Origin of the sequence: Vreelandella jeotgali Hwa (assembly GCF_000334215.1) — a bacterium.
Lineage (GTDB): Bacteria > Pseudomonadota > Gammaproteobacteria > Pseudomonadales > Halomonadaceae > Vreelandella > Vreelandella jeotgali.
On record NZ_AMQY01000017.1, the window covers coordinates 1 to 17,176 of the forward strand.

General features: G+C 63.3%; 16 protein-coding genes and 2 tRNA genes. 8 read left to right on the top strand and 10 right to left on the bottom strand.

The features are described 5' to 3' along the window. Positions 1 to 274 precede the first annotated feature (274 nt). The 4 genes from C793_RS0108430 to msrC all read left to right on the top strand — a co-directional run bounded on the left by C793_RS0108430 (position 275) and on the right by msrC (position 3,501). Positions 275 to 1,318 carry a methionine ABC transporter ATP-binding protein gene (locus C793_RS0108430; protein WP_017430499.1) on the top strand — a complete coding sequence of 348 codons (1,044 nt, stop codon included), beginning with the start codon at positions 275 to 277 and terminating at the stop codon, positions 1,316 to 1,318. Then, positions 1,299 to 1,952 (top strand): methionine ABC transporter permease, encoded by a 654-nt coding sequence (locus C793_RS0108435; protein ID WP_017430500.1) that lies wholly within the window; start codon positions 1,299 to 1,301, stop codon positions 1,950 to 1,952. Before C793_RS0108430 ends, C793_RS0108435 begins: the two co-directional genes overlap by 20 nt. Before the next feature lie 120 nt (positions 1,953 to 2,072). Further along, the gene (locus C793_RS0108440; protein ID WP_017430501.1) at positions 2,073 to 2,858 is read left to right on the top strand and encodes a MetQ/NlpA family ABC transporter substrate-binding protein; all 786 of its coding nucleotides are present in this window, start codon (positions 2,073 to 2,075) and stop codon (positions 2,856 to 2,858) included. Between the two features lie 103 nt (positions 2,859 to 2,961). Next, a complete protein-coding gene (gene msrC, locus C793_RS0108445; protein WP_017430502.1) occupies positions 2,962 to 3,501 on the top strand; it encodes a free L-methionine (R)-S-oxide reductase MsrC in 540 nt (179 codons plus the stop codon). A 142-nt stretch (positions 3,502 to 3,643) separates the two neighbouring features. On the opposite strand, the gene C793_RS0108450 is transcribed toward msrC, so the two are convergent. The 5 genes from C793_RS0108450 to C793_RS0108470 all read right to left on the bottom strand — a co-directional run bounded on the left by C793_RS0108450 (position 3,644) and on the right by C793_RS0108470 (position 7,344). Further along, positions 3,644 to 3,720, bottom strand: a tRNA-Val gene (locus C793_RS0108450). A gap of 50 nt (positions 3,721 to 3,770) precedes the next feature. Beyond that, positions 3,771 to 3,847, bottom strand: a tRNA-Val gene (locus tag C793_RS0108455). A 262-nt stretch (positions 3,848 to 4,109) separates the two neighbouring features. Next, positions 4,110 to 5,504 carry a class II fumarate hydratase gene (locus tag C793_RS0108460; protein ID WP_017430503.1) on the bottom strand — a complete coding sequence of 465 codons (1,395 nt, stop codon included), beginning with the start codon at positions 5,502 to 5,504 and terminating at the stop codon, positions 4,110 to 4,112. A 41-nt stretch (positions 5,505 to 5,545) separates the two neighbouring features. After that, on the bottom strand, positions 5,546 to 6,250 hold the full coding sequence (hda, locus tag C793_RS0108465) for a DnaA regulatory inactivator Hda (RefSeq protein WP_017430504.1): 705 nt from the start codon (positions 6,248 to 6,250) through the stop codon (positions 5,546 to 5,548). Next, positions 6,247 to 7,344: an AI-2E family transporter gene (locus C793_RS0108470; RefSeq protein WP_017430505.1), complete on the bottom strand. Its 1,098-nt coding sequence runs from the start codon at positions 7,342 to 7,344 to the stop codon at positions 6,247 to 6,249. The genes hda and C793_RS0108470 overlap by 4 nt, the downstream gene beginning before the upstream one ends. A 138-nt stretch (positions 7,345 to 7,482) precedes the next feature. Between C793_RS0108470 and purM the strand changes: the two genes are divergently transcribed. Beyond that, the gene (purM, locus tag C793_RS13695; RefSeq protein ID WP_017430506.1) at positions 7,483 to 8,607 is read left to right on the top strand and encodes a phosphoribosylformylglycinamidine cyclo-ligase; all 1,125 of its coding nucleotides are present in this window, start codon (positions 7,483 to 7,485) and stop codon (positions 8,605 to 8,607) included. Next, positions 8,604 to 9,353, top strand: coding sequence for a phosphoribosylglycinamide formyltransferase (gene purN, locus C793_RS0108480; RefSeq protein ID WP_017430507.1), 750 nt, complete (start codon positions 8,604 to 8,606; stop codon positions 9,351 to 9,353). The genes purM and purN overlap by 4 nt, the downstream gene beginning before the upstream one ends. A 90-nt stretch (positions 9,354 to 9,443) precedes the next feature. On the opposite strand, the gene dcd is transcribed toward purN, so the two are convergent. From dcd to C793_RS0108505, 5 genes are all read right to left on the bottom strand, one after another. After that, on the bottom strand, positions 9,444 to 10,010 hold the full coding sequence (gene dcd, locus C793_RS0108485; RefSeq protein ID WP_017430508.1) for a dCTP deaminase: 567 nt from the start codon (positions 10,008 to 10,010) through the stop codon (positions 9,444 to 9,446). A 51-nt stretch (positions 10,011 to 10,061) separates the two neighbouring features. After that, entirely contained in the window at positions 10,062 to 10,859 is a 798-nt protein-coding gene (gene apbC / locus C793_RS13700; RefSeq protein ID WP_017430509.1) for an iron-sulfur cluster carrier protein ApbC, read from the bottom strand. Positions 10,860 to 10,934: 75 nt separating this feature from the next. Continuing rightward, on the bottom strand, positions 10,935 to 11,777 hold the full coding sequence (locus tag C793_RS0108495) for an enoyl-CoA hydratase-related protein (protein ID WP_017430510.1): 843 nt from the start codon (positions 11,775 to 11,777) through the stop codon (positions 10,935 to 10,937). Beyond that, positions 11,774 to 14,032: an acetate--CoA ligase family protein gene (locus tag C793_RS13705; RefSeq protein WP_040475395.1), complete on the bottom strand. Its 2,259-nt coding sequence runs from the start codon at positions 14,030 to 14,032 to the stop codon at positions 11,774 to 11,776. Before C793_RS13705 ends, C793_RS0108495 begins: the two co-directional genes overlap by 4 nt. Before the next feature lie 216 nt (positions 14,033 to 14,248). Continuing rightward, positions 14,249 to 15,124: an enoyl-CoA hydratase/isomerase family protein gene (locus tag C793_RS0108505; protein WP_017430512.1), complete on the bottom strand. Its 876-nt coding sequence runs from the start codon at positions 15,122 to 15,124 to the stop codon at positions 14,249 to 14,251. Positions 15,125 to 15,329: 205 nt separating this feature from the next. Here C793_RS0108505 and C793_RS0108510 point away from each other — a divergent pair, with 205 nt between their 5' ends. Beyond that, complete coding sequence (locus C793_RS0108510; protein WP_017430513.1) at positions 15,330 to 16,262, top strand: MurR/RpiR family transcriptional regulator; 933 nt, start codon at positions 15,330 to 15,332, stop codon at positions 16,260 to 16,262. Then, positions 16,259 to 17,062: a glycerophosphodiester phosphodiesterase family protein gene (locus C793_RS0108515; protein ID WP_017430514.1), complete on the top strand. Its 804-nt coding sequence runs from the start codon at positions 16,259 to 16,261 to the stop codon at positions 17,060 to 17,062. Before C793_RS0108510 ends, C793_RS0108515 begins: the two co-directional genes overlap by 4 nt. Positions 17,063 to 17,176: the final 114 nt, after the last annotated feature.

Sequence of the window (17,176 nt, forward strand, 5' to 3'; positions counted from 1 at the left end):
GATTTGACAGTTTCAGCAGGCGCTATTTACTATACGAAACAGACATTGATGAATATTCCAGACGCCGATTTGTCCCCCGGATTGCGGGCGTCCACCGGTTTTATCCGGTGAAGTGCAGCTAAAAGGGTGTGTCCAGCGTTGGTGGCCACCCGTTCAGGGTGGCCTTTTTTTGCTGCCCTCCTTATGCTTGCCCCTCGCCGTCCGTCTTCGGCATACCACGATTTCGCCGGCACACCGCCAGGGGCGGTGTGCCGGTCCGGCTAAAGCAGACGTCATGATCACACTTGAAAACGTCAGTAAAACCTACGGCAGCGGCAGCGGCGCCGTTCACGCCCTGCGCGATGTCGATCTGCACATTCCCGAAGGCCGCATTCACGGCGTCATTGGCCTGTCGGGGGCGGGCAAGTCTACCCTGATCCGCTGCGTCAACCTGCTGGAGCGCCCCACTACCGGCAGCGTTACCGTCAATCATCAGGCCATGACGCAGCTGAGCAGCTCGGCCCTCAACCGCGCGCGCCATCGCATCGGCATGATCTTTCAGCACTTTAACCTGCTGACCACGCGCACGGTGTTTGCCAACGTCGCCCTGCCGCTGGAGCTGATGGGCTACCGGCGCGCCGCCATCAGGCACCGCGTGGCGCCGCTGCTGAAACTGGTGGGCCTCGACGACAAGGCCGAGCAGTTCCCCGCCCAGCTATCCGGCGGGCAGAAACAGCGCGTGGCAATTGCCCGGGCACTGGCCAGCGAACCGGCGGTACTGCTGTGCGACGAGGCCACCTCGGCGCTGGACCCGCAAACCACCGGCTCCATTCTTGAGCTGCTGCGCGAGATCAACCGCGACCTGGGCATTACCATCCTGCTGATTACCCACGAGATGGAGGTGGTCAAATCCATCTGCCATCGCGTCAGTCTGATATCCGACGGACAGCTGGTGGAAGATGCCGAGGTCGGGCACTTTTTCACCGCGCCCGCTACCCGGCTGGGCCGCGAATTTCTCAACGACTTCCTCGAACTCGAGCCGCCCCGCGAGCTGGTCAGCCGGCTGGAGGATAGCCCCGGCGACAATACGCACCCCGTGGTGCGGCTGACGTTTTCCGGTGACGCCGTGGCCACGCCACTGATTTCGCAGCTGGCGCGGGAGTGCGGCGTTGACGTCAGCATCCTCCAGGCCAAGGTCGAAGCCATTCAGCAGCGTACCCTGGGCCTCATGATTGCCGAGCTGATGGGCACATCGGAGCAAACCGGCCAGGCAATGCACTATCTGGAATCACACGAACTGCAAGTGGAGGTACTGGGGCATGTCCAGCGCGATGATTGACCTTATCTGGCAAGCCACGCTCGAAACCTTCTACATGGTGGGGATTTCGGGGCTGATAGCGGCGCTTCTCGGCGTGCCGCTGGGGGTGCTGCTTTACGTGACCCGGCCGGGGCAGATTCTGGCCATGCCGATAACCCATCAGCTGGTGAGCATTCTCACCAATATCGGCCGCTCGGTTCCGTTTATCATCCTGATGGTGGCGATTATTCCGTTTACGCGCGCGCTGATCGGCACATCCATTGGCATCAACGCCGCCTCGGTGCCGCTGACCATCGCCGCGATCCCGTTTGTCGCCCGGCTGGTCGAAGGCTCGCTGAACGAGATTTCGCCCGGGCTGATCGAATCGGCCCAGGCCATGGGCGCGACCCCCTGGCAGATTGTCTCCCGGGTGCTGGTTCCCGAGGCACGCGGCGGCATTATCACCGCGCTGACCGTCACCGTTGTCACGCTGGTAAGCTACTCGGCCATGGCCGGCGCGGTGGGCGGTGGCGGCCTCGGCGACCTGGGCATACGCTACGGCTACAACCGCTTCAACCCCACCGTCATGCTGATTACCGTGGTGATTCTGGTGATCATGGTGCAGGGGTTTCAAAGCCTTGGCGATTACCTGGTACGTAAAAGCGACCGCAAATAATCCATCGGCGCATAGCGGCCGCTGGCGGCACACTACACAAAGAACCAAAAAGCATTAGACAACCGTTTTTTATTACCGCAATATTGCTCAACGGTATTTTTCCCCGACTGGAGACAAAACATGCAAAAACTCGTGATTGGTAGTCTCACCGCCCTGGCGCTGGGCATTAACGTGGCCAACGCCGATACATTGAAAGTGGGCACCGTGGCCGGCCCGGAAACCGATGTGATGCAGGTCGCCGTGGATATCGCCGAAGCGCAATACGACCTGGACGTCGAGATTGTCGAGTTTACCGACTACGTGACGCCCAACGCCGCGCTGGCCGACGGCAGCCTCGACGCCAACGCCTTCCAGCACGAGCCCTATATGCAGTCCATGGTCGACGATCGCGGCTACGACTTTGCCATCGCCGGCTATACCTTTGTCTTCCCCATCGGCGCCTATTCGGACGCCTACGACACCATCGAGGCGCTGCCCGACGGTGCGGATATCGCTCTGCCCAACGATCCGTCCAATGAAGGCCGTTCGCTGATCCTGATGCACAACAAGGGGCTGATCGAGCTCAACGATCCGGACAACCTCGAAGCCACGCCGATCGACATTGCCGACAACCCCCACGACTACAACTTCCGCGAGATCGAAGCGGCCCAGCTGCCCCGCGTGCTGCCCGACGTGGACATGGCGTTCATCAACAACACCTTCGCCCAGCCGGCCGGCCTGAGCCTTGACGACGCCCTGGTGCGCGAAGGCCCGGAATCGCCCTACGTCAACCTGATCGCCGTACGCGGCGGCGACGAGGACCGCGAAGATATTCGCCAGCTGGTTGACGCCTACCAGAGCGAAGCCGTGGTGGAAAAGGCCGACGAACTGTTTGAAGGCTCTGCGGTTGCCGGCTGGACCGAATAAGCGCCTATCCGGCCAGCTACCTATTATCATCGCGATTTCCTATTATCATCGCAGTATCGCAGGCCGGCTAAACGCCGGCCTGCTGCGTTTCCAGAGGCCATTGATGATGACATCTCAAAAAGCCGATTTTCCGGCCGACTCTACAGCCGATTCTCCGGCTAATTCCAAAACCGATTCTACAAACTACCCCCTGCTCAACCGTCAGCTGGCGGCCCTGCTGGACACTCGTGACTGGCTGACCAACAGCGCCCAGCTGTGCGCGTTCCTCTTCCAACAGGTGCCGGCGCTCAACTGGGCGGGGCTTTATCTTCAGCGCGAGGAAGCGCTTTTGTGCCTGGGGCCGTTTCAGGGCAAGCCCGCCTGCCACCCGATTCCCTTCAGCCAAGGCGTGTGCGGCGCTGCGGCCCGCGAGCGGCAAACCCAGCGGGTGGACGACGTCAACGCACTTGCCAGCCATATTGCCTGCGACGCCGACTCGCGCTCGGAACTGGTGGTGCCCATTGTCCACCACGATACGCTCTGGGGCGTGCTGGACCTGGACAGCCCCGAGCCCGGCCGCTTCGACGCCGACGATCAGGCGGGCATCGAAGCGCTGGTCGACACCTTCATGACCGCTACCGATCTACCGCCGTTATTGGATTAAATTGGAGTAAAGCCTTCTCGCCTGAGCTCCTTATAGGCTATGGGCGATGCCGCTCCTGATAGGCTATAGCAAACACTGAAACGCCAAACACAAAAACGCCCCGCAAGCCTTGGCCTGCGGGGCGTTTTTATGACCAGCAAACTGGTAGGACCAGGCGGATTTGAACCGCCGACCTCCACGATGTCAACGTGGCGCTCTAACCAACTGAGCTATGGTCCTGATAATCGTGGCGTTATCGCCGGCTGCCGTTAGCCTGCGCTCGAAACCGCTGGTAGGACCAGGCGGATTTGAACCGCCGACCTCCACGATGTCAACGTGGCGCTCTAACCAACTGAGCTATGGTCCTGTGGGCTGTCGCGCATGGCTGGCAACGGGTGCGTATTCTACGGTTTCACGCCTGAAATGCAAGTCCTTTCCAGGATATCGCCGTTGGCTATGCCGAAAGAGCCGGAGACAGGTCGAAGAGAGGTTCCACGCCAGGGATGGCGTAGATAGCGTCCAGGGAGTGATTGATAGCGTCCCCTCGCCGACCTGTTGGCGCCTCGCTCGGTTGATTGATAGATGGAAACCAACGAGTCTTGCCTACGCTTGCCACGATTCCGACACGGCTATTCGGGCACGCCGCCTTCCGTGAGTTTTTTCGGGTCCAGCAGGCGCTGAAGCGTATCGCGGTCAAGGTCGGTTTCCTCCTCGGCCACGTCGATAATCGGCCGGCCGGCCTGGTAGGCCTTCTTGGCCACCTGCGCCGCGGCGTTATAGCCGATCACGCTGTTGAGCGCCGTCACCAGGATGGGATTGCGCTCCAGCGGCGCCTTGAGACTGTCTTCGCGCACCTTGAACGCCGGCATCACGCGCTCGCCCAGCAGCCGCGCGGTGTTGGTCATCAGCGTGATCGACGTCAACAGGTTGGTAACCACCAGCGGCAGCATGACGTTGAGCTGAAAGTTGCCGCTCTGGCCGGCCACGGTAATCGCGGTATCCAGCCCGATCACCTGGGCGGCCGTCTGCACGGCGGATTCCGGCAGCACCGGGTTGACCTTGCCCGGCATGATCGAACTGCCCGGCTGCAGCGCCTCGAGCTCGATCTCGCCCAGCCCCGCCAGCGGCCCGGAATTCATCCAGCGGAGGTCGTTGCCGATCTTCATGATCACGCAGGCCAGCCCCTTGAGCTGGCCGGAAAGCTCCACCGCCGCGTCCTGAGACGACAGGCTGGCAAAAAAGCTGTCGTTGGGACGGAACGACAACCCGGTCTGGTCGCTGAGGTGAATGGCCACGCGCTCGGCAAAGCCTTCCGGCGCGTTGATACCGGTGCCCACGGCGGTGCCGCCCTGAGCCAGACGCTGCACGCGGTTCATGGCGCTGTCGATACGCTCGATGGCCTGATCCAGCTGATTGACCCAGCCGCCCAGCTCCTGGCCCAGCGTCAGCGGCATGGCGTCCATCAGGTGGGTGCGCCCGGTCTTGACCACCGACTCCAGCTCTTCGGCACGCCGGGCAATGCTGCCGCGCAGCGCCACCAGCGCCGGACGCAGCGACTGCTCAACGGCAATCGCCGCCGAGACGTGGATTGCCGTGGGCACCACGTCGTTGCTCGACTGCCCCATGTTGACGTGATCGTTGGGGCGCACCTCGACGCCTTCCTCGCCGGCAAGATACGCAATCACCTCGTTGACGTTCATGTTGCTCGACGTGCCCGAGCCGGTCTGAAACACATCGATGGGAAACTGGTCGTCGTGCTTACCGTCGATCACCGCCTGCGCCGCCTGCTGAATGGCGCGGGAGCGCTCCGGATCCAGCAGGCCCAGGCTTTCATTGGTGTGCGCCGCCGCTCGCTTGATCCGCGCCACGGCATGGATAAACCCCGCCGGCATGGCCTGCTGCGATACCGGAAAGTTATTGATCGCACGCTGGGTCTGGGCGCCGTACAGCGCCGTTTCCGGCACTTCCAGCTCGCCCATGCTATCGCGCTCGGTGCGCGTGGCAGATGCAGATTGACGCGACATATCGGCTCTCCTTCAGATTGATGGGGTGGCCCCTGGCGGTGTTACCAGCCCAGGGCCTGCTTGACGAAGGGAATGGTCAGCTTGCGCTTGGCCGACAGCGATGCCCGATCCAGGGTGTCGAGCGCACGGCACAGCTCGCTGAGCTGGCGCGGTCCACGATGCAGAATAAAGCGCGCCACCTCATCCGGCAGCTCCATACCGCGCGCTTCGGCGCGCAGCGTCAGCGCTGCCATGCGGCCATCGTCGTCCAGCGGCCGAACGTGATAGGTCATGCCCCAGGTCAGCCGCGAGGCCAGATCCGGCAGCAACACCGGCAGCTGGCGGGGAGACGCGTTGGCCGCAATCACCAGGCGTTTGCCGGCATCGCGCAGCCGGTTGAAGGCATGGAACAGGCCCTCTTCCCAGCGCTTTCGCCCAATGACGTATTCGAGATCATCGATCGCCACCAGGTCCAGCCGCTCGATATCTTCCAGCATCAGCGGCGGGAAGTGGCCCAGATCGGCCAGGGGCAGATACAGCGCCCGCGCCTGGCAGTCCGACGCCTGGTGGCAGGCCGCCTGCAACAGATGGCTACGGCCGGTCCCCGGTGGCCCCCAGAGATACAGGTAGGGCTCGCCGTCGGGCGTCAGCTGCCGAGTCAGCTGCTCCACCAGCGGGGCATTATGCGCGTCGGGGTAATAGTTGCCGAACCTGGCGTCGTCTCGCAGTCCCACGCCCAGCGGCAGCTGTGCCGGCGCTTGATTCATGATGACTCCCTTTCGTCACGGCCGCGCTTTTCCGAGCCATCCGGCTCAAGGCGTTGATCGTACAGAGCACTGTTTTTATACCGCTCAAGGCCCTCACGCAAGAGTACCATGACCACCGCCGCGGCCGGCAGCGCCAGCAGCACGCCCATGAAGCCGAACAGCTTGCCGCCGGCCAGCACGGCAAAAATTACCGCGACCGGGTGCAAACCGATCCGATCCCCCAGTAGTTTGGGCTGTAGCACCACGCTTTCAACGACCTGGCCGATACTGAACACCGCGATCACGCCGATAATCGACCACAGCGTGCCCATCTGAAACAGCGCCACGGCCAGGGCAACGCTGATGCCCACAATAAAGCCCAGAAACGGCACGATGCTCGCCAGGCCGGCGATTACGCCAATCACCAGCCCGACATTCAGCCCCAGAAGACTCAGCCCCAGCGCATAGATACCGCCCAGGCACAGCATGACCAGCAGCTGGCCGCGCAGGAAGGCCGACAGCACCTCGTTGCAACGCTCGGCAAGGCGCATCACATCGGCCAGCCAGGGCCGCGGAACCAACCCCAGGACGTTGTCCATCAGCCGCTGCCAGTCCAGCAGCAAATAAAACGTCACCACCGGGATCAGCGACACATAGGTAATCCACGACATCAGCACCATGCCCGAGCGCCCGATCTGCCCTAGCGCCTTGGCCAGATAGCCGCCGGCATCGCGCCAGTTATCGGCGAACACCTCCTTGAGCCCGGCCAGCTCGGTGCTCAGGTCATAGCCGACCCATTCCTGCAGGCGGGGCGTCAGCGCGCCTTCGACCCAGTCAAGAATCGCCGGCACGGCTTCGCTCAGCTGCTTGATCTGCTGCACAATCAGCGGCACCAGCACCAGCAGGCTCAACGCCAGAATCACCAGCAGCACCAGAAAGACACTGCTCACCGCCAGCGGCCGGCGCATGCCCAGCCGCTCGAAACGGTAGGTCAACGGATTGGCGACATAGGCCAGAATCAGTCCGGCAATAAACGGCATCAGCACGGCATGCAGCAGATGCAGAATCACGGCCACCGCACCCAGCGGAATCAGCCACCACCACGAATATCGCACTCTTGTTGTCTCCCTGGTTGTCTCTGCCGGCCGCGCAATGCCATCCGTTTCGCCGGGTGTTACAATCTCGTCGTTATCGCACCGGCACTGCCCGCACAGCGCGGCCAGCCTTTATGATACCGCCTTACAGGACCTGCCATGAACGAGACATCTTCTGCCTCATCGGCTCCCGCCTCGCTGAGCTACAAGGATGCCGGCGTGGATATTGACGCCGGCAACGCGCTGGTGGACCGCATCAAACACGTCGCCCAAAGCACCTCGCGCCCCGAAGTCATGGGCGGGCTGGGCGGTTTCGGCGCCCTGTGCGAACTGCCCGCCGGCTACCGGGAGCCAGTGCTGGTCTCCGGCACCGACGGCGTGGGCACCAAGCTGCGGGTCGCCATGGAGCTTGACCGCCATGACACCATCGGCATTGATCTGGTGGCCATGTGCGTCAACGATCTGCTGGTCATCGGCGCCGAGCCGCTGCAGTTTCTCGACTACTATGCCACGGGCCGGCTCAACGTGGATATCGCCGCCGACGTGGTCACGGGAATCGGCGAAGGCTGCCGCCAGGCCGGCTGCGCGCTGGTAGGTGGCGAGACCGCCGAAATGCCCGGCATGTACAGCGGCAACGACTACGACCTGGCAGGCTTTTGTGTCGGTGTCGCGGAAAAGTCGGCGATCCTCGACGGCAGCCGAGTCGGCGACGGCGACGTCATTCTCGGGCTGGCGTCGTCCGGCCCCCACTCCAACGGCTATTCGCTGATCCGCAGGGTTCTGGATGTGAGCGACGCCTCGCTGGAAACCACCGTCGGCGATACCACCCTGGGCGATGCGCTCATGGCGCCCACGCGGATTTACGTCAAGCCGCTGCTGTCGCTGATGCATCACAGCGACACCGATGTCCATGCGCTCTCGCATATTACCGGTGGCGGCCTGCTGGAAAACCTGCCGCGCATACTCCCCGAGCACTTGGCCGCCCACCTGGACGCCGGCAGCTGGGAGCGCCCCGAGATATTCGACTGGCTCCAGCGCCACGGCAACGTCGATGACACCGAGATGCATCGCGTCTTCAACTGCGGCATCGGCATGGCACTGGTGGTGCCCGCCGACCAGGTCGAGCAGGCCTGGACGCACCTGGAAGCCCGGGGCGAAACCGTCTATCGCATCGGTTCGATCAACACCCGCGGAGACGACGAAGACAGCGTCACGCTGACTCACTCAAGCGAACTCACCCATTCCGAACTCAACCACTCAAGCGCAGGGGACACGCCGGCATGAGCGACGACGCCACGCTGAACGATTTTGACGCCGAAGCCGTTGCGCCGCCGCGCGTCGTGGTACTGGTGTCGGGCAGCGGCAGCAACCTCCAGGCGCTGATCGAGGCGCAGTCCCACGACCGCCTGGGCGGCGGGGAGATTGTGGCGGTGGTGTCCAACGAAGCCGACGCCTACGGCCTCAAGCGCGCGCGCGACGCCGGCATTGACGCCGTGGCGCTGCCCCACCGCGAATACGACAGCCGCGATGCCTACGACGGTGCGCTGATCAAGGTTATCGAACGCCACGAGCCCGATCTGATCGTACTCGCCGGCTTTATGCGCATCCTGACACCGCGTTTTGTCCAGCGCTTTATCGGCCGGATGCTGAACATCCACCCTTCGCTGCTCCCCGCCTATCAGGGATTGCATACGCACGCCCGGGCGCTCGCCGACGGCGTGGCCGAACACGGCTGCAGCGTCCATTTCGTCACCGAGGAGCTCGACGGCGGCCCCGTGGTCATGCAGGCCGCACTGAACGTCGCCGACGACGACACTCCGGGCACGCTGAAAGACAGGGTTCACGCCCGGGAGCATCTGATCCTGCCGATTGCCGTCAGCTGGTTTCTGGAAGGCCGGCTGCGCTATACCGGCAGCGCCGCCGCGATGGACGGCACAACACTGCCCGCCTGCGGCATGCGCCTGAGCCACGACGATGCGGCCGAAGAGCTGGACGAAGACCTGACCGATGAAGGTACCGCCGCAGAGTAACGCCTTGTCACACAAACGGCGCACGGTAAATATACCGTGCGCCGTTTGCTGACCGTTTTTAGGCTCTACCCCGGCCTGCGCCGGAACGCATCAGGTACGCGGCAGGGTTACGCCGCGCTGGCCCATGTATTTGCCGCCGCGATCCTTGTACGAGGTTTCGCAGATTTCGTCGGACTCCAGAAACAGCATCTGGGCCACGCCCTCGTTGGCGTAGATCCGCGCCGGCAGGTTGGTGGTGTTGGAAAACTCCAGCGTCACATGCCCTTCCCATTCCGGCTCCAGCGGCGTGACGTTGACGATGATACCGCAGCGCGCATAGGTCGATTTGCCCAGGCACATGGTCAGAACGCTGCGCGGTATGCGGAAGTATTCCACCGTGCGCGCCAGCGCAAAGGAGTTCGGGGGAATCACGCAGACATCGTCCTTGACGTCGACGAAGCTTTTTTCGTCAAAGCCCTTGGGATCCACCACGGCCGAATGGATGTTGGTAAACACCTTGAATTCGTCGGCACAGCGAACATCGTAGCCATAGCTCGAGGTGCCGTAGGAAATAACCCGCTGGTTATTCACGTAGCGCACCTGCTCCGATTCAAACGGCTCGATCATCGCCTCGCGCTGCGCCATGCGGCGAATCCATTTATCTGATTTTATACTCATAAAAGGGTCTCAAAAGGGCCCCGACCGGCCTGGCCAGCGACCTGGCGGGCTTTACTCACTGAACGAAATGGCCGGGCCGTCACCCGCTGCCTGATCCATAGAATCCGCGACCTGGCGGGCCATCTGCGCAAAGGTTTGGCTCACGCTGCCATCCGGCTCGGAAACCACCGACGGCCGGCCGGAATCGGCCAGCTCGCGAATCGACAGACTCAGCGGCAGGCGCCCCAGCACCCGGGTATCGTACTCCTCGGCGATGCTGTCGCCGCCGCCCTCGCCGAACACCGGCGCTTCGTGGCCGCACTTTTCGCAGTGGTAGAGGCTCATGTTCTCGACCACGCCCAGCACCGGCACGTTGACCTTGCCGAACATCTCGATGCCCTTGCGCGCGTCCAGCAGCGCGATATCCTGCGGCGTGGTGACGATCACCGCGCCGGAAACCGGCACTTTCTGCGACAGCGTCAGCTGAATGTCGCCGGTGCCCGGCGGCATATCGATCAGCAGAAAATCCAGATTATCCCACAGCGTCTGGTTGAGCAGCTGCTGAAAAGCGCCTACGACCATGGGCCCGCGCCATACCATGGGCTCGCGCGGGTCGGCGAGAAACGCCATGGACATCGCCTGGATGCCGTGGGCTTCGATGGGATAAAACGTGCTGTCACCCTTGGTTTTCGGGCGCTGGTCGGAAGCGCCGAGCATCTGCGCCTGGCTGGGACCGTAAATATCGGCATCCAGCACGCCCACCCGGTAGCCTTCGGCGGACAGCGCCAGCGCCAGATTGGCGGTCACCGTGGATTTGCCTACGCCTCCCTTGCCCGAGGCAACGGCAATAATATGCTTGACCCCTTCCATTCTGCGCACCTCTTATCAGTACCGATTAATGATCGCCGCCGATGATACCCCTAAGCCGTGCGGGTATAAACCGCGTCAGCGACGGGCCATTTTGTCGAGCATGGCGTTCACGGCTTCCAGGTGCTCGGGTTCGTTATGGCACATGCCCTGAAACACCGCGCAAAGATCGAGAAACGGCTTCAGCTCCATGGAGCCGGCCTGCTTCATCAGGCGCTTGGTCAGCCGGGTCGCTTTGGGCGGCTGGGCGGCAATGCGCCGAGCATGGGTCATGGCGGCGTCCATCAGCGCCTCGGGGTCGGCCACTTCGAGCACAATACCGTATTCACGGGCTTCGTCGGCATCGATCACCCGGCCGGAAAGCGTCAGCTCGAAGGCACGCTGATAGCCGATCTGTCGCTGCATCAGCCAGGCGCCGCCATCACCGGGAATGATCCCCAGGTTCAGGAAAGTCTCGCCGAATTTGGCCCGGGACGAGGCGATACGCATATCGGCCATGTTGGCCAGATCGAATCCGGCGCCGATAGCCGCCCCGTTGACCGCGGCAATGACCGGCACTTCCACCGCTTCCAGCGCCAGCGGCATGCGCTGAATGCCCTGCCGATAGCGGTCGGCCACTTCGGCCACATCGCCGGCAAAGTCACCGCTGCGTTCGGCCATGTCCTTGACGTTGCCCCCGGCGGAAAACGTCGATCCGGCGCCGGTGATCACCAGCACCGAGACGGCCTCGCAGCGGTTGATCCACTCGGTCACGGCAATGATGTCATCCACCAGCGCGGTGCCGGTGAGGGCGTTGCGCACATCGTGGCGGTCGAGCGTCAGCGTGGCAATGCGCTCTTTCAGCATCAGCGTCGCATCGGTGAGCGAAGGTAACGGTATATTATCCGGATTATGGCAGGCGTTGGCGTGAGTATCGGTCATGCTTCAGGCTCCGAGTCGCTGTGCAAAGAGTCGTTATCAAAAGAGTCAGTATCCAAAGAGTCGCGGTGCAAAAGAATACGGGCATCTACCACGGCATAGCCGTCGGGGTAGGCAATCACGGGGTTCAGATCCAGCTCGGCGATGTCCGGATAGGCCTCCATCAACGTCGATACCTCCAGCAGCAATGATACCAGCGCTTCCTTATCCACGCCGGCCGCGCCGCGTACGCCGTCCAGCACTTTGGCCGCCTTGAGCTGCTCGATCATGGTGACGGCATCGTGACGGCTCAACGGCACGGCACGAAACGCCACGTCTTCCAGCACCTCAACCAGAACGCCCCCGAGGCCGAACATGATCACCGGCCCAAAGGTCGGATCGCGCATCAGGCCGATAATCACTTCGACGCCTTTGGGGGCCATGGGCGTTACCAGCACGCCGTCGATGCGGGCGTTAGAGTCGTAGCGACGCGCCGAGCGCATGATATCGTCATACGCCGCGCTCATGGCCGCCTCACCGACCACATCAAGCGCTACCCCGCCGGCATCGGACTTGTGCAGAATATCGGGGCTGACCACTTTCATCGCCACAGGCGTGTCGGCAAGGTCACCAGCGGCCTCGCTCAGTGCCTCGGCAGAGCTGACAACGCGCTCCGTCAATACGCCGATGCCGCGCTCCGCCAGCAGCGCCTTGGCCTCGGGTTCGAGCAGATCGCGCCCCTGCTGCCGGGCATGGCGAATCAGCGCCTGCCCCTCGGCGCCGGGTGCGGCCGGCTGTGTTCTGTTTTCAAAACGGTCTTTACCAGGCGTCGCCTGATCGTCGGCAGACGCCGCGTGGGCCAGATAGTCCCCGCGTGCGCTTAGCTCAACCAGCACTTTCACGGCATTTTCGATCGAAGTATGGACTGGCACACCGGTTTCACGCAGGCGCCTGAGGGCCGGCGGCTTGACCGCTGCGTAGAGGCTGTAGACGACCACCGGCGCTGCCGTGGCGCCGGCGAGTTCGACCATGGCCTCGGCGCCGCGCATTTCATCACCGGTCAGCGATTCGGCAAAACGCTGGCTGTAGCCCCCGAACATGCCCACCAGCAGCACGCTGTCAACGCCCGGGTCGTCGGCCACGATCGCCATGCAGGTAGCCAGCAACGACGGTTCGGCATCGCTGGAGCCGGCAACATCCACCGGGTTGACGGTCGACGCCTGGGGAAACAGCACCTCGGCCAGACGCTCACGCGTGCTGTCTGCCAGCGTGGCCAACAACAGCCCCGCCTCGGTCAGCCGGTCGGCGGCAATCGTCGCCTGGCCACCGCCGTCGGCGATCACCGCCACGCGCTTGCCCGGCGCCTGCTGACGCTGCCCCAGCCCTTCCGCCACGGGCAGAATGTCATCGGAATACTGCACCACGTTGACCCCGGCCTGGCGCAGCAGGTCCACGGTCATGCCGTAGCTGCCGGCCAGAGCGCCGGTATGCGAGCTGGCCGACTGCTGCCCCTGCACCGTGGAGCCCGATTTGTAGACCACCACCGGCTTCACCGCGCTGACCTCACGAGCCGTTTGCAAAAACGCCCGGCCATCGCGGAAGCCTTCCACGTACAGCGTAGCCACCCGGGTATGCGGGTCCTCGCCCAGATAGCGCAGATAGTCGTTGAAGCCCAGATCACTCTGGTTGCCCGGCCCGACGTAGGTGCTGAAGCCCACCTCGCCGTGATGCTCGGCCTCCAGCGCCAGCGACAGCAGCATGTTGCCCGACTGCGAAACCACGCCGATATCGCCGGCTTTCAGATGATCCAGCGCCAGCAGGTTAAGCCGGTGATGCAGGTTGAAAATCCCCGACGTGTTGGGACCGATCAGGCGCACGCCGCCGACCTGGGCACGCTGTAGCATCTCGGCTTCCAGCTGCGCGCCCCGGGGGCCGGTTTCACCAAAACCGCTGGCCAGAATGATCGCCCCCTTGACGCCGCGCCGACCGCACTCGTCGAGCAGGCCGGGTACCGTGGCCGCAGGCGTGCAAATCAGCGCCAGCGCCGGCGCTTGGGGTAGCGCCTCCAGCGTCGGCCAGGCGCTGACGCCGAGTACCGAGTCGGCTTTGGGGTTCACGGGGTAGACGTTGCCGCCATAGCCGCCCTGCACCAGCCCCAGCATGGCCTTGTAGCCGCGTTTGGTAGGGTCGTTGGAAGCGCCGATAACCGCGACGCTATCGGGGGCCAGCACCGCATGCAGCGGACTTTGCCGGGGAAGGTGACTCTCTTGGATAGACATGACAAACCTGAACCTGTCGGGGGGAATTAAGCGCTCTCCGAGTTGAGCGATCCCTGGATGGGACGATCTCGGAGTTTTGCAAACGATCAGCTAACGAACGATGAACTAACGAACGATGAACGGAGCGATCGATAAGCGCAGCGATGCCGGCGTTGAACAAGCGGAGCAAAACGCAAGGCAGCCGGAAAGCTGCCCAACGTCACGGCAGGGTCGCTGCTAGCGGCCCTGGAAGCAGGGCCGGCGTTTTTGCGCAAACGCCACCACGCCCTCCTGCCAGTCGGCCGTGGTGGAACAGGTAAAGACGGCGTCCAGCTCCTGCTGCAAATGACCGTCGAGATCGTTCGCGGCCCCGGTATTGACCAGCCGCTTGAGCATCGCCATCGAGACCGGCGCCTGCGCCGCCAGCCGCTCGCCCAGCGCCTGCACCTCGTTCGGCAGCTGCTCCGCAGGGCAGGCTTGCAGCGCCAGCTGCAGCCGGGCCGCTTCGGCGCCGGTGATTCGCTCGCCGGTATACAGCAGCCGACGTGCCTGGGTGAGCCCCACAATCTGCGGCAGGATTTTTGACACGCCCCCGCCCACGCTGGTGCCGATACTCGTTTCGGGGAAGCCGATCTGCGCCTCATCGGCCATCAGAATAAAATCGCAGGCCACCGCCATCTCGGCCCCCGCGCCCAGCGCATAGCCGTTCACCGCAGCAATCACCGGCTTGGGCAGCCGGTACAGCGCCTCGCAGGCGGCGTTGCCGCGCTCCAGATACAGACGCCGCTCATAGGTACTCCGCGATGCACCGCCATGCTCCTTCATGTCGGCGCCGACGCAGAAAGCGCGACCTTCGCCGGTCAGCACCAAAGCGCGTACCCGGGTTGTTGTCCGGGCCAACGCCAGCGCGCTTTGCAGGTCGTCATAAAGCTGTTCGGTCACCGCGTTGAGGCGATGCGGCCGATTCAGGCGAATTTCCAGCACGCCGTCGGCGGCTGCCAGCCAGCGCAGGGCCAGGGTGTCGTAAACGGGCAGCGCGGCGGCATGCCCGTCGCCACTCTGGCCACGGTCGGGAACTGTGTCGGAAGATGCATCGGAGGATGGCGTTGTCATGGTGTTCCTGGGCTCGTCGGAGAGTAAACACGAATGTGTCAGCTTATTGACGCTTCGATACAATCGTTTCGATATAAAGCCTATTAGCGCGCCCGCCCCGAGTCAATACAGACGTTACTTTTACGGCATTTTTCAATACAATTGTTCCGCCCGGTAATGCCATATACGCCAAGCTGTATTGATAAATCTATAAAGGATAGCGGCCATGCGCCATGACCTGCCCCTCGATGATAGGCCTGCTGATGGCCTGTCTTCCGGTAAACCGTCACCTGATGAAGAACGCAACGCCATCGCCCGGGATCTGGCCGAGCTGTATCCCGCCCTGAGCCCCCAGCTCAGGAAAGCGGCCGGGTACATTCTCGACCACGGCGATGAGGTCGCCTTCCAGTCGGTACGCGGCACCGCCGCTGCCGCCGGCGTCACGCCGTCCACGCTGGTCCGCCTGGTCAAAAAGCTGGGATTCGGCAGCCATGAAAGCTTTCGGCAGGTGTATCAGTCAGCCCTGCAGGTCGGTTCCAGCGAACTATCCGGGCGTGCCAGCCGGCTCAAGCGCCAGGCCACCACGGACTCCGGCCCGGTTTTTACCGACGTCGGCGATGCCGCCTTTGCCAACATTGGCCACCTGTTCAGCGCGGATAATCAGGCCCGGGTTGAAGCAGCCGCGCGGCAGCTGTTGGCGGCGCGGCGCATTGCCGTGATCGGCTTTCGCGATACCTTTGCCTGCGCCTATCATTTTGCCTACGTCGGGCGCATTGCCATGCCCGGCATTAGCCTGGTGCGCGGGCAGGAAGGCGGCCTGCTCACCGAGCTGGACGCCTTCGACGACCAGGATGTCGCTATCGTGTTTGGCTTTACGCCCTACTGCGCCGAAACCCTGCGCGCCTTGCAGATCATCCGCGCCCACGGGGTCACGCCGATTGTGGTCACCGATACCATGCGCTCGCCGCTGGTGCCGGGCGCCGACCTGGTTTTCACCCTGGCCAGCGATACGCCGCACTTTTTCCCCTCGATTCTGTCCGCGATTACCCTGATCGAAGCCATCCTGGCGGAGTGCGTCGCGCAGGGGCCGGCGGCGCTGGTGGATAACGTCACCCGCTTTGAGCAGCGCATGCGAAGCCTGGGCGCCTACGTCGAATGAGCGCCCGAACGCACCCTGCCATCGCTCTGCCAACGCTGATCGGGCATCGCGGCTATAGCGCTCGGGCGCCGGAAAACACCTTGGCCGCCGTGCGCGAAGCCCACCGCGCCGGCATTCAATGGGTGGAAATCGACGTCCAGCTGCTGGGCGACGGCACGCCGGTCATCTGGCATGACCGTGACGTCAGCCGCTGCAGCAACGGCACCGCCCGACTTGCACGTCTCGATTGGGAAAGCGCCGCCCAACTGGATGCCGGCGCCTGGTTTGGCAAAAAGCTTGAAGAAAGGTTTGGCGATGAGTCCGGCGACAGATTTAATGAAAGATTTCGTGGCGAGCGCATGGCCACGCTGACCGAGATGCTGGCGCTGCTCAACGCTCTGGAAATGGGCGTCAACCTGGAGCTGAAACTCAACCCGGGCCACGACCCGATGGCTCTGGCGCGCCGGGTCATCCCCGAAACGCTGGCCACCCTGCCTGCCGAGCAGCGGGTGATATCGTCGTTCAGCCGGCCGGCTCTCGACGTCGCGCGCGAGATGGCACCGCCGGCGGAACTGGCGCTGGGCGCGCTGTTCAAGCGTCTGCCGCGTCGCTGGCAACGCCACTGCGCTGAACTCCAGGCGTTCAGCGTGCATCTGGACTGGCGCTACATCACCCGCCAGCAACTCACCGCGCTGCGCCTGGCGGGCTACGAAGTCGTCGGCTATACCGCCAATCACCCGGCGGCGTTTGCCCCGCTATGGCAGTGGGGAATAAGCAGCGTAATCAGCGATGACCCCGTCGCTTTCATGGCCTCAGCTTGATGCTGCCATGATCGCGGCGGTTTTTTTGCCGCTTTTTACGCTTCACCGTACAATGTCGGCATTTCACGCTGCCCTCACCTGCCGGCAGTGCCTGATTCAGGCGTTCTGTTCACC

Bases quoted from the DNA above. Each gene is read 5' to 3' on its own strand.
- C793_RS0108505 (WP_017430512.1), bottom strand. From the start codon at position 15,124: ATGACAACGCCATCCTCCGATGCATCTTCCGACACAGTTCCCGACCGT.
- purN (WP_017430507.1), top strand. From the start codon at position 8,604: ATGAGCGACGACGCCACGCTGAACGATTTTGACGCCGAAGCCGTTGCG.
- hda (WP_017430504.1), bottom strand. From the start codon at position 6,250: ATGAATCAAGCGCCGGCACAGCTGCCGCTGGGCGTGGGACTGCGAGAC.
- C793_RS0108430 (WP_017430499.1), top strand. From the start codon at position 275: ATGATCACACTTGAAAACGTCAGTAAAACCTACGGCAGCGGCAGCGGC.
- msrC (WP_017430502.1), top strand. From the start codon at position 2,962: ATGATGACATCTCAAAAAGCCGATTTTCCGGCCGACTCTACAGCCGAT.
- dcd (WP_017430508.1), bottom strand. From the start codon at position 10,010: ATGAGTATAAAATCAGATAAATGGATTCGCCGCATGGCGCAGCGCGAG.
- C793_RS0108515 (WP_017430514.1), top strand. From the start codon at position 16,259: ATGAGCGCCCGAACGCACCCTGCCATCGCTCTGCCAACGCTGATCGGG.
- C793_RS0108495 (WP_017430510.1), bottom strand. From the start codon at position 11,777: ATGACCGATACTCACGCCAACGCCTGCCATAATCCGGATAATATACCG.
- apbC (WP_017430509.1), bottom strand. From the start codon at position 10,859: ATGGAAGGGGTCAAGCATATTATTGCCGTTGCCTCGGGCAAGGGAGGC.
- C793_RS0108460 (WP_017430503.1), bottom strand. From the start codon at position 5,504: ATGTCGCGTCAATCTGCATCTGCCACGCGCACCGAGCGCGATAGCATG.
- C793_RS13705 (WP_040475395.1), bottom strand. From the start codon at position 14,032: ATGTCTATCCAAGAGAGTCACCTTCCCCGGCAAAGTCCGCTGCATGCG.
- C793_RS0108435 (WP_017430500.1), top strand. From the start codon at position 1,299: ATGTCCAGCGCGATGATTGACCTTATCTGGCAAGCCACGCTCGAAACC.
- C793_RS0108510 (WP_017430513.1), top strand. From the start codon at position 15,330: ATGCGCCATGACCTGCCCCTCGATGATAGGCCTGCTGATGGCCTGTCT.
- C793_RS0108440 (WP_017430501.1), top strand. From the start codon at position 2,073: ATGCAAAAACTCGTGATTGGTAGTCTCACCGCCCTGGCGCTGGGCATT.
- purM (WP_017430506.1), top strand. From the start codon at position 7,483: ATGAACGAGACATCTTCTGCCTCATCGGCTCCCGCCTCGCTGAGCTAC.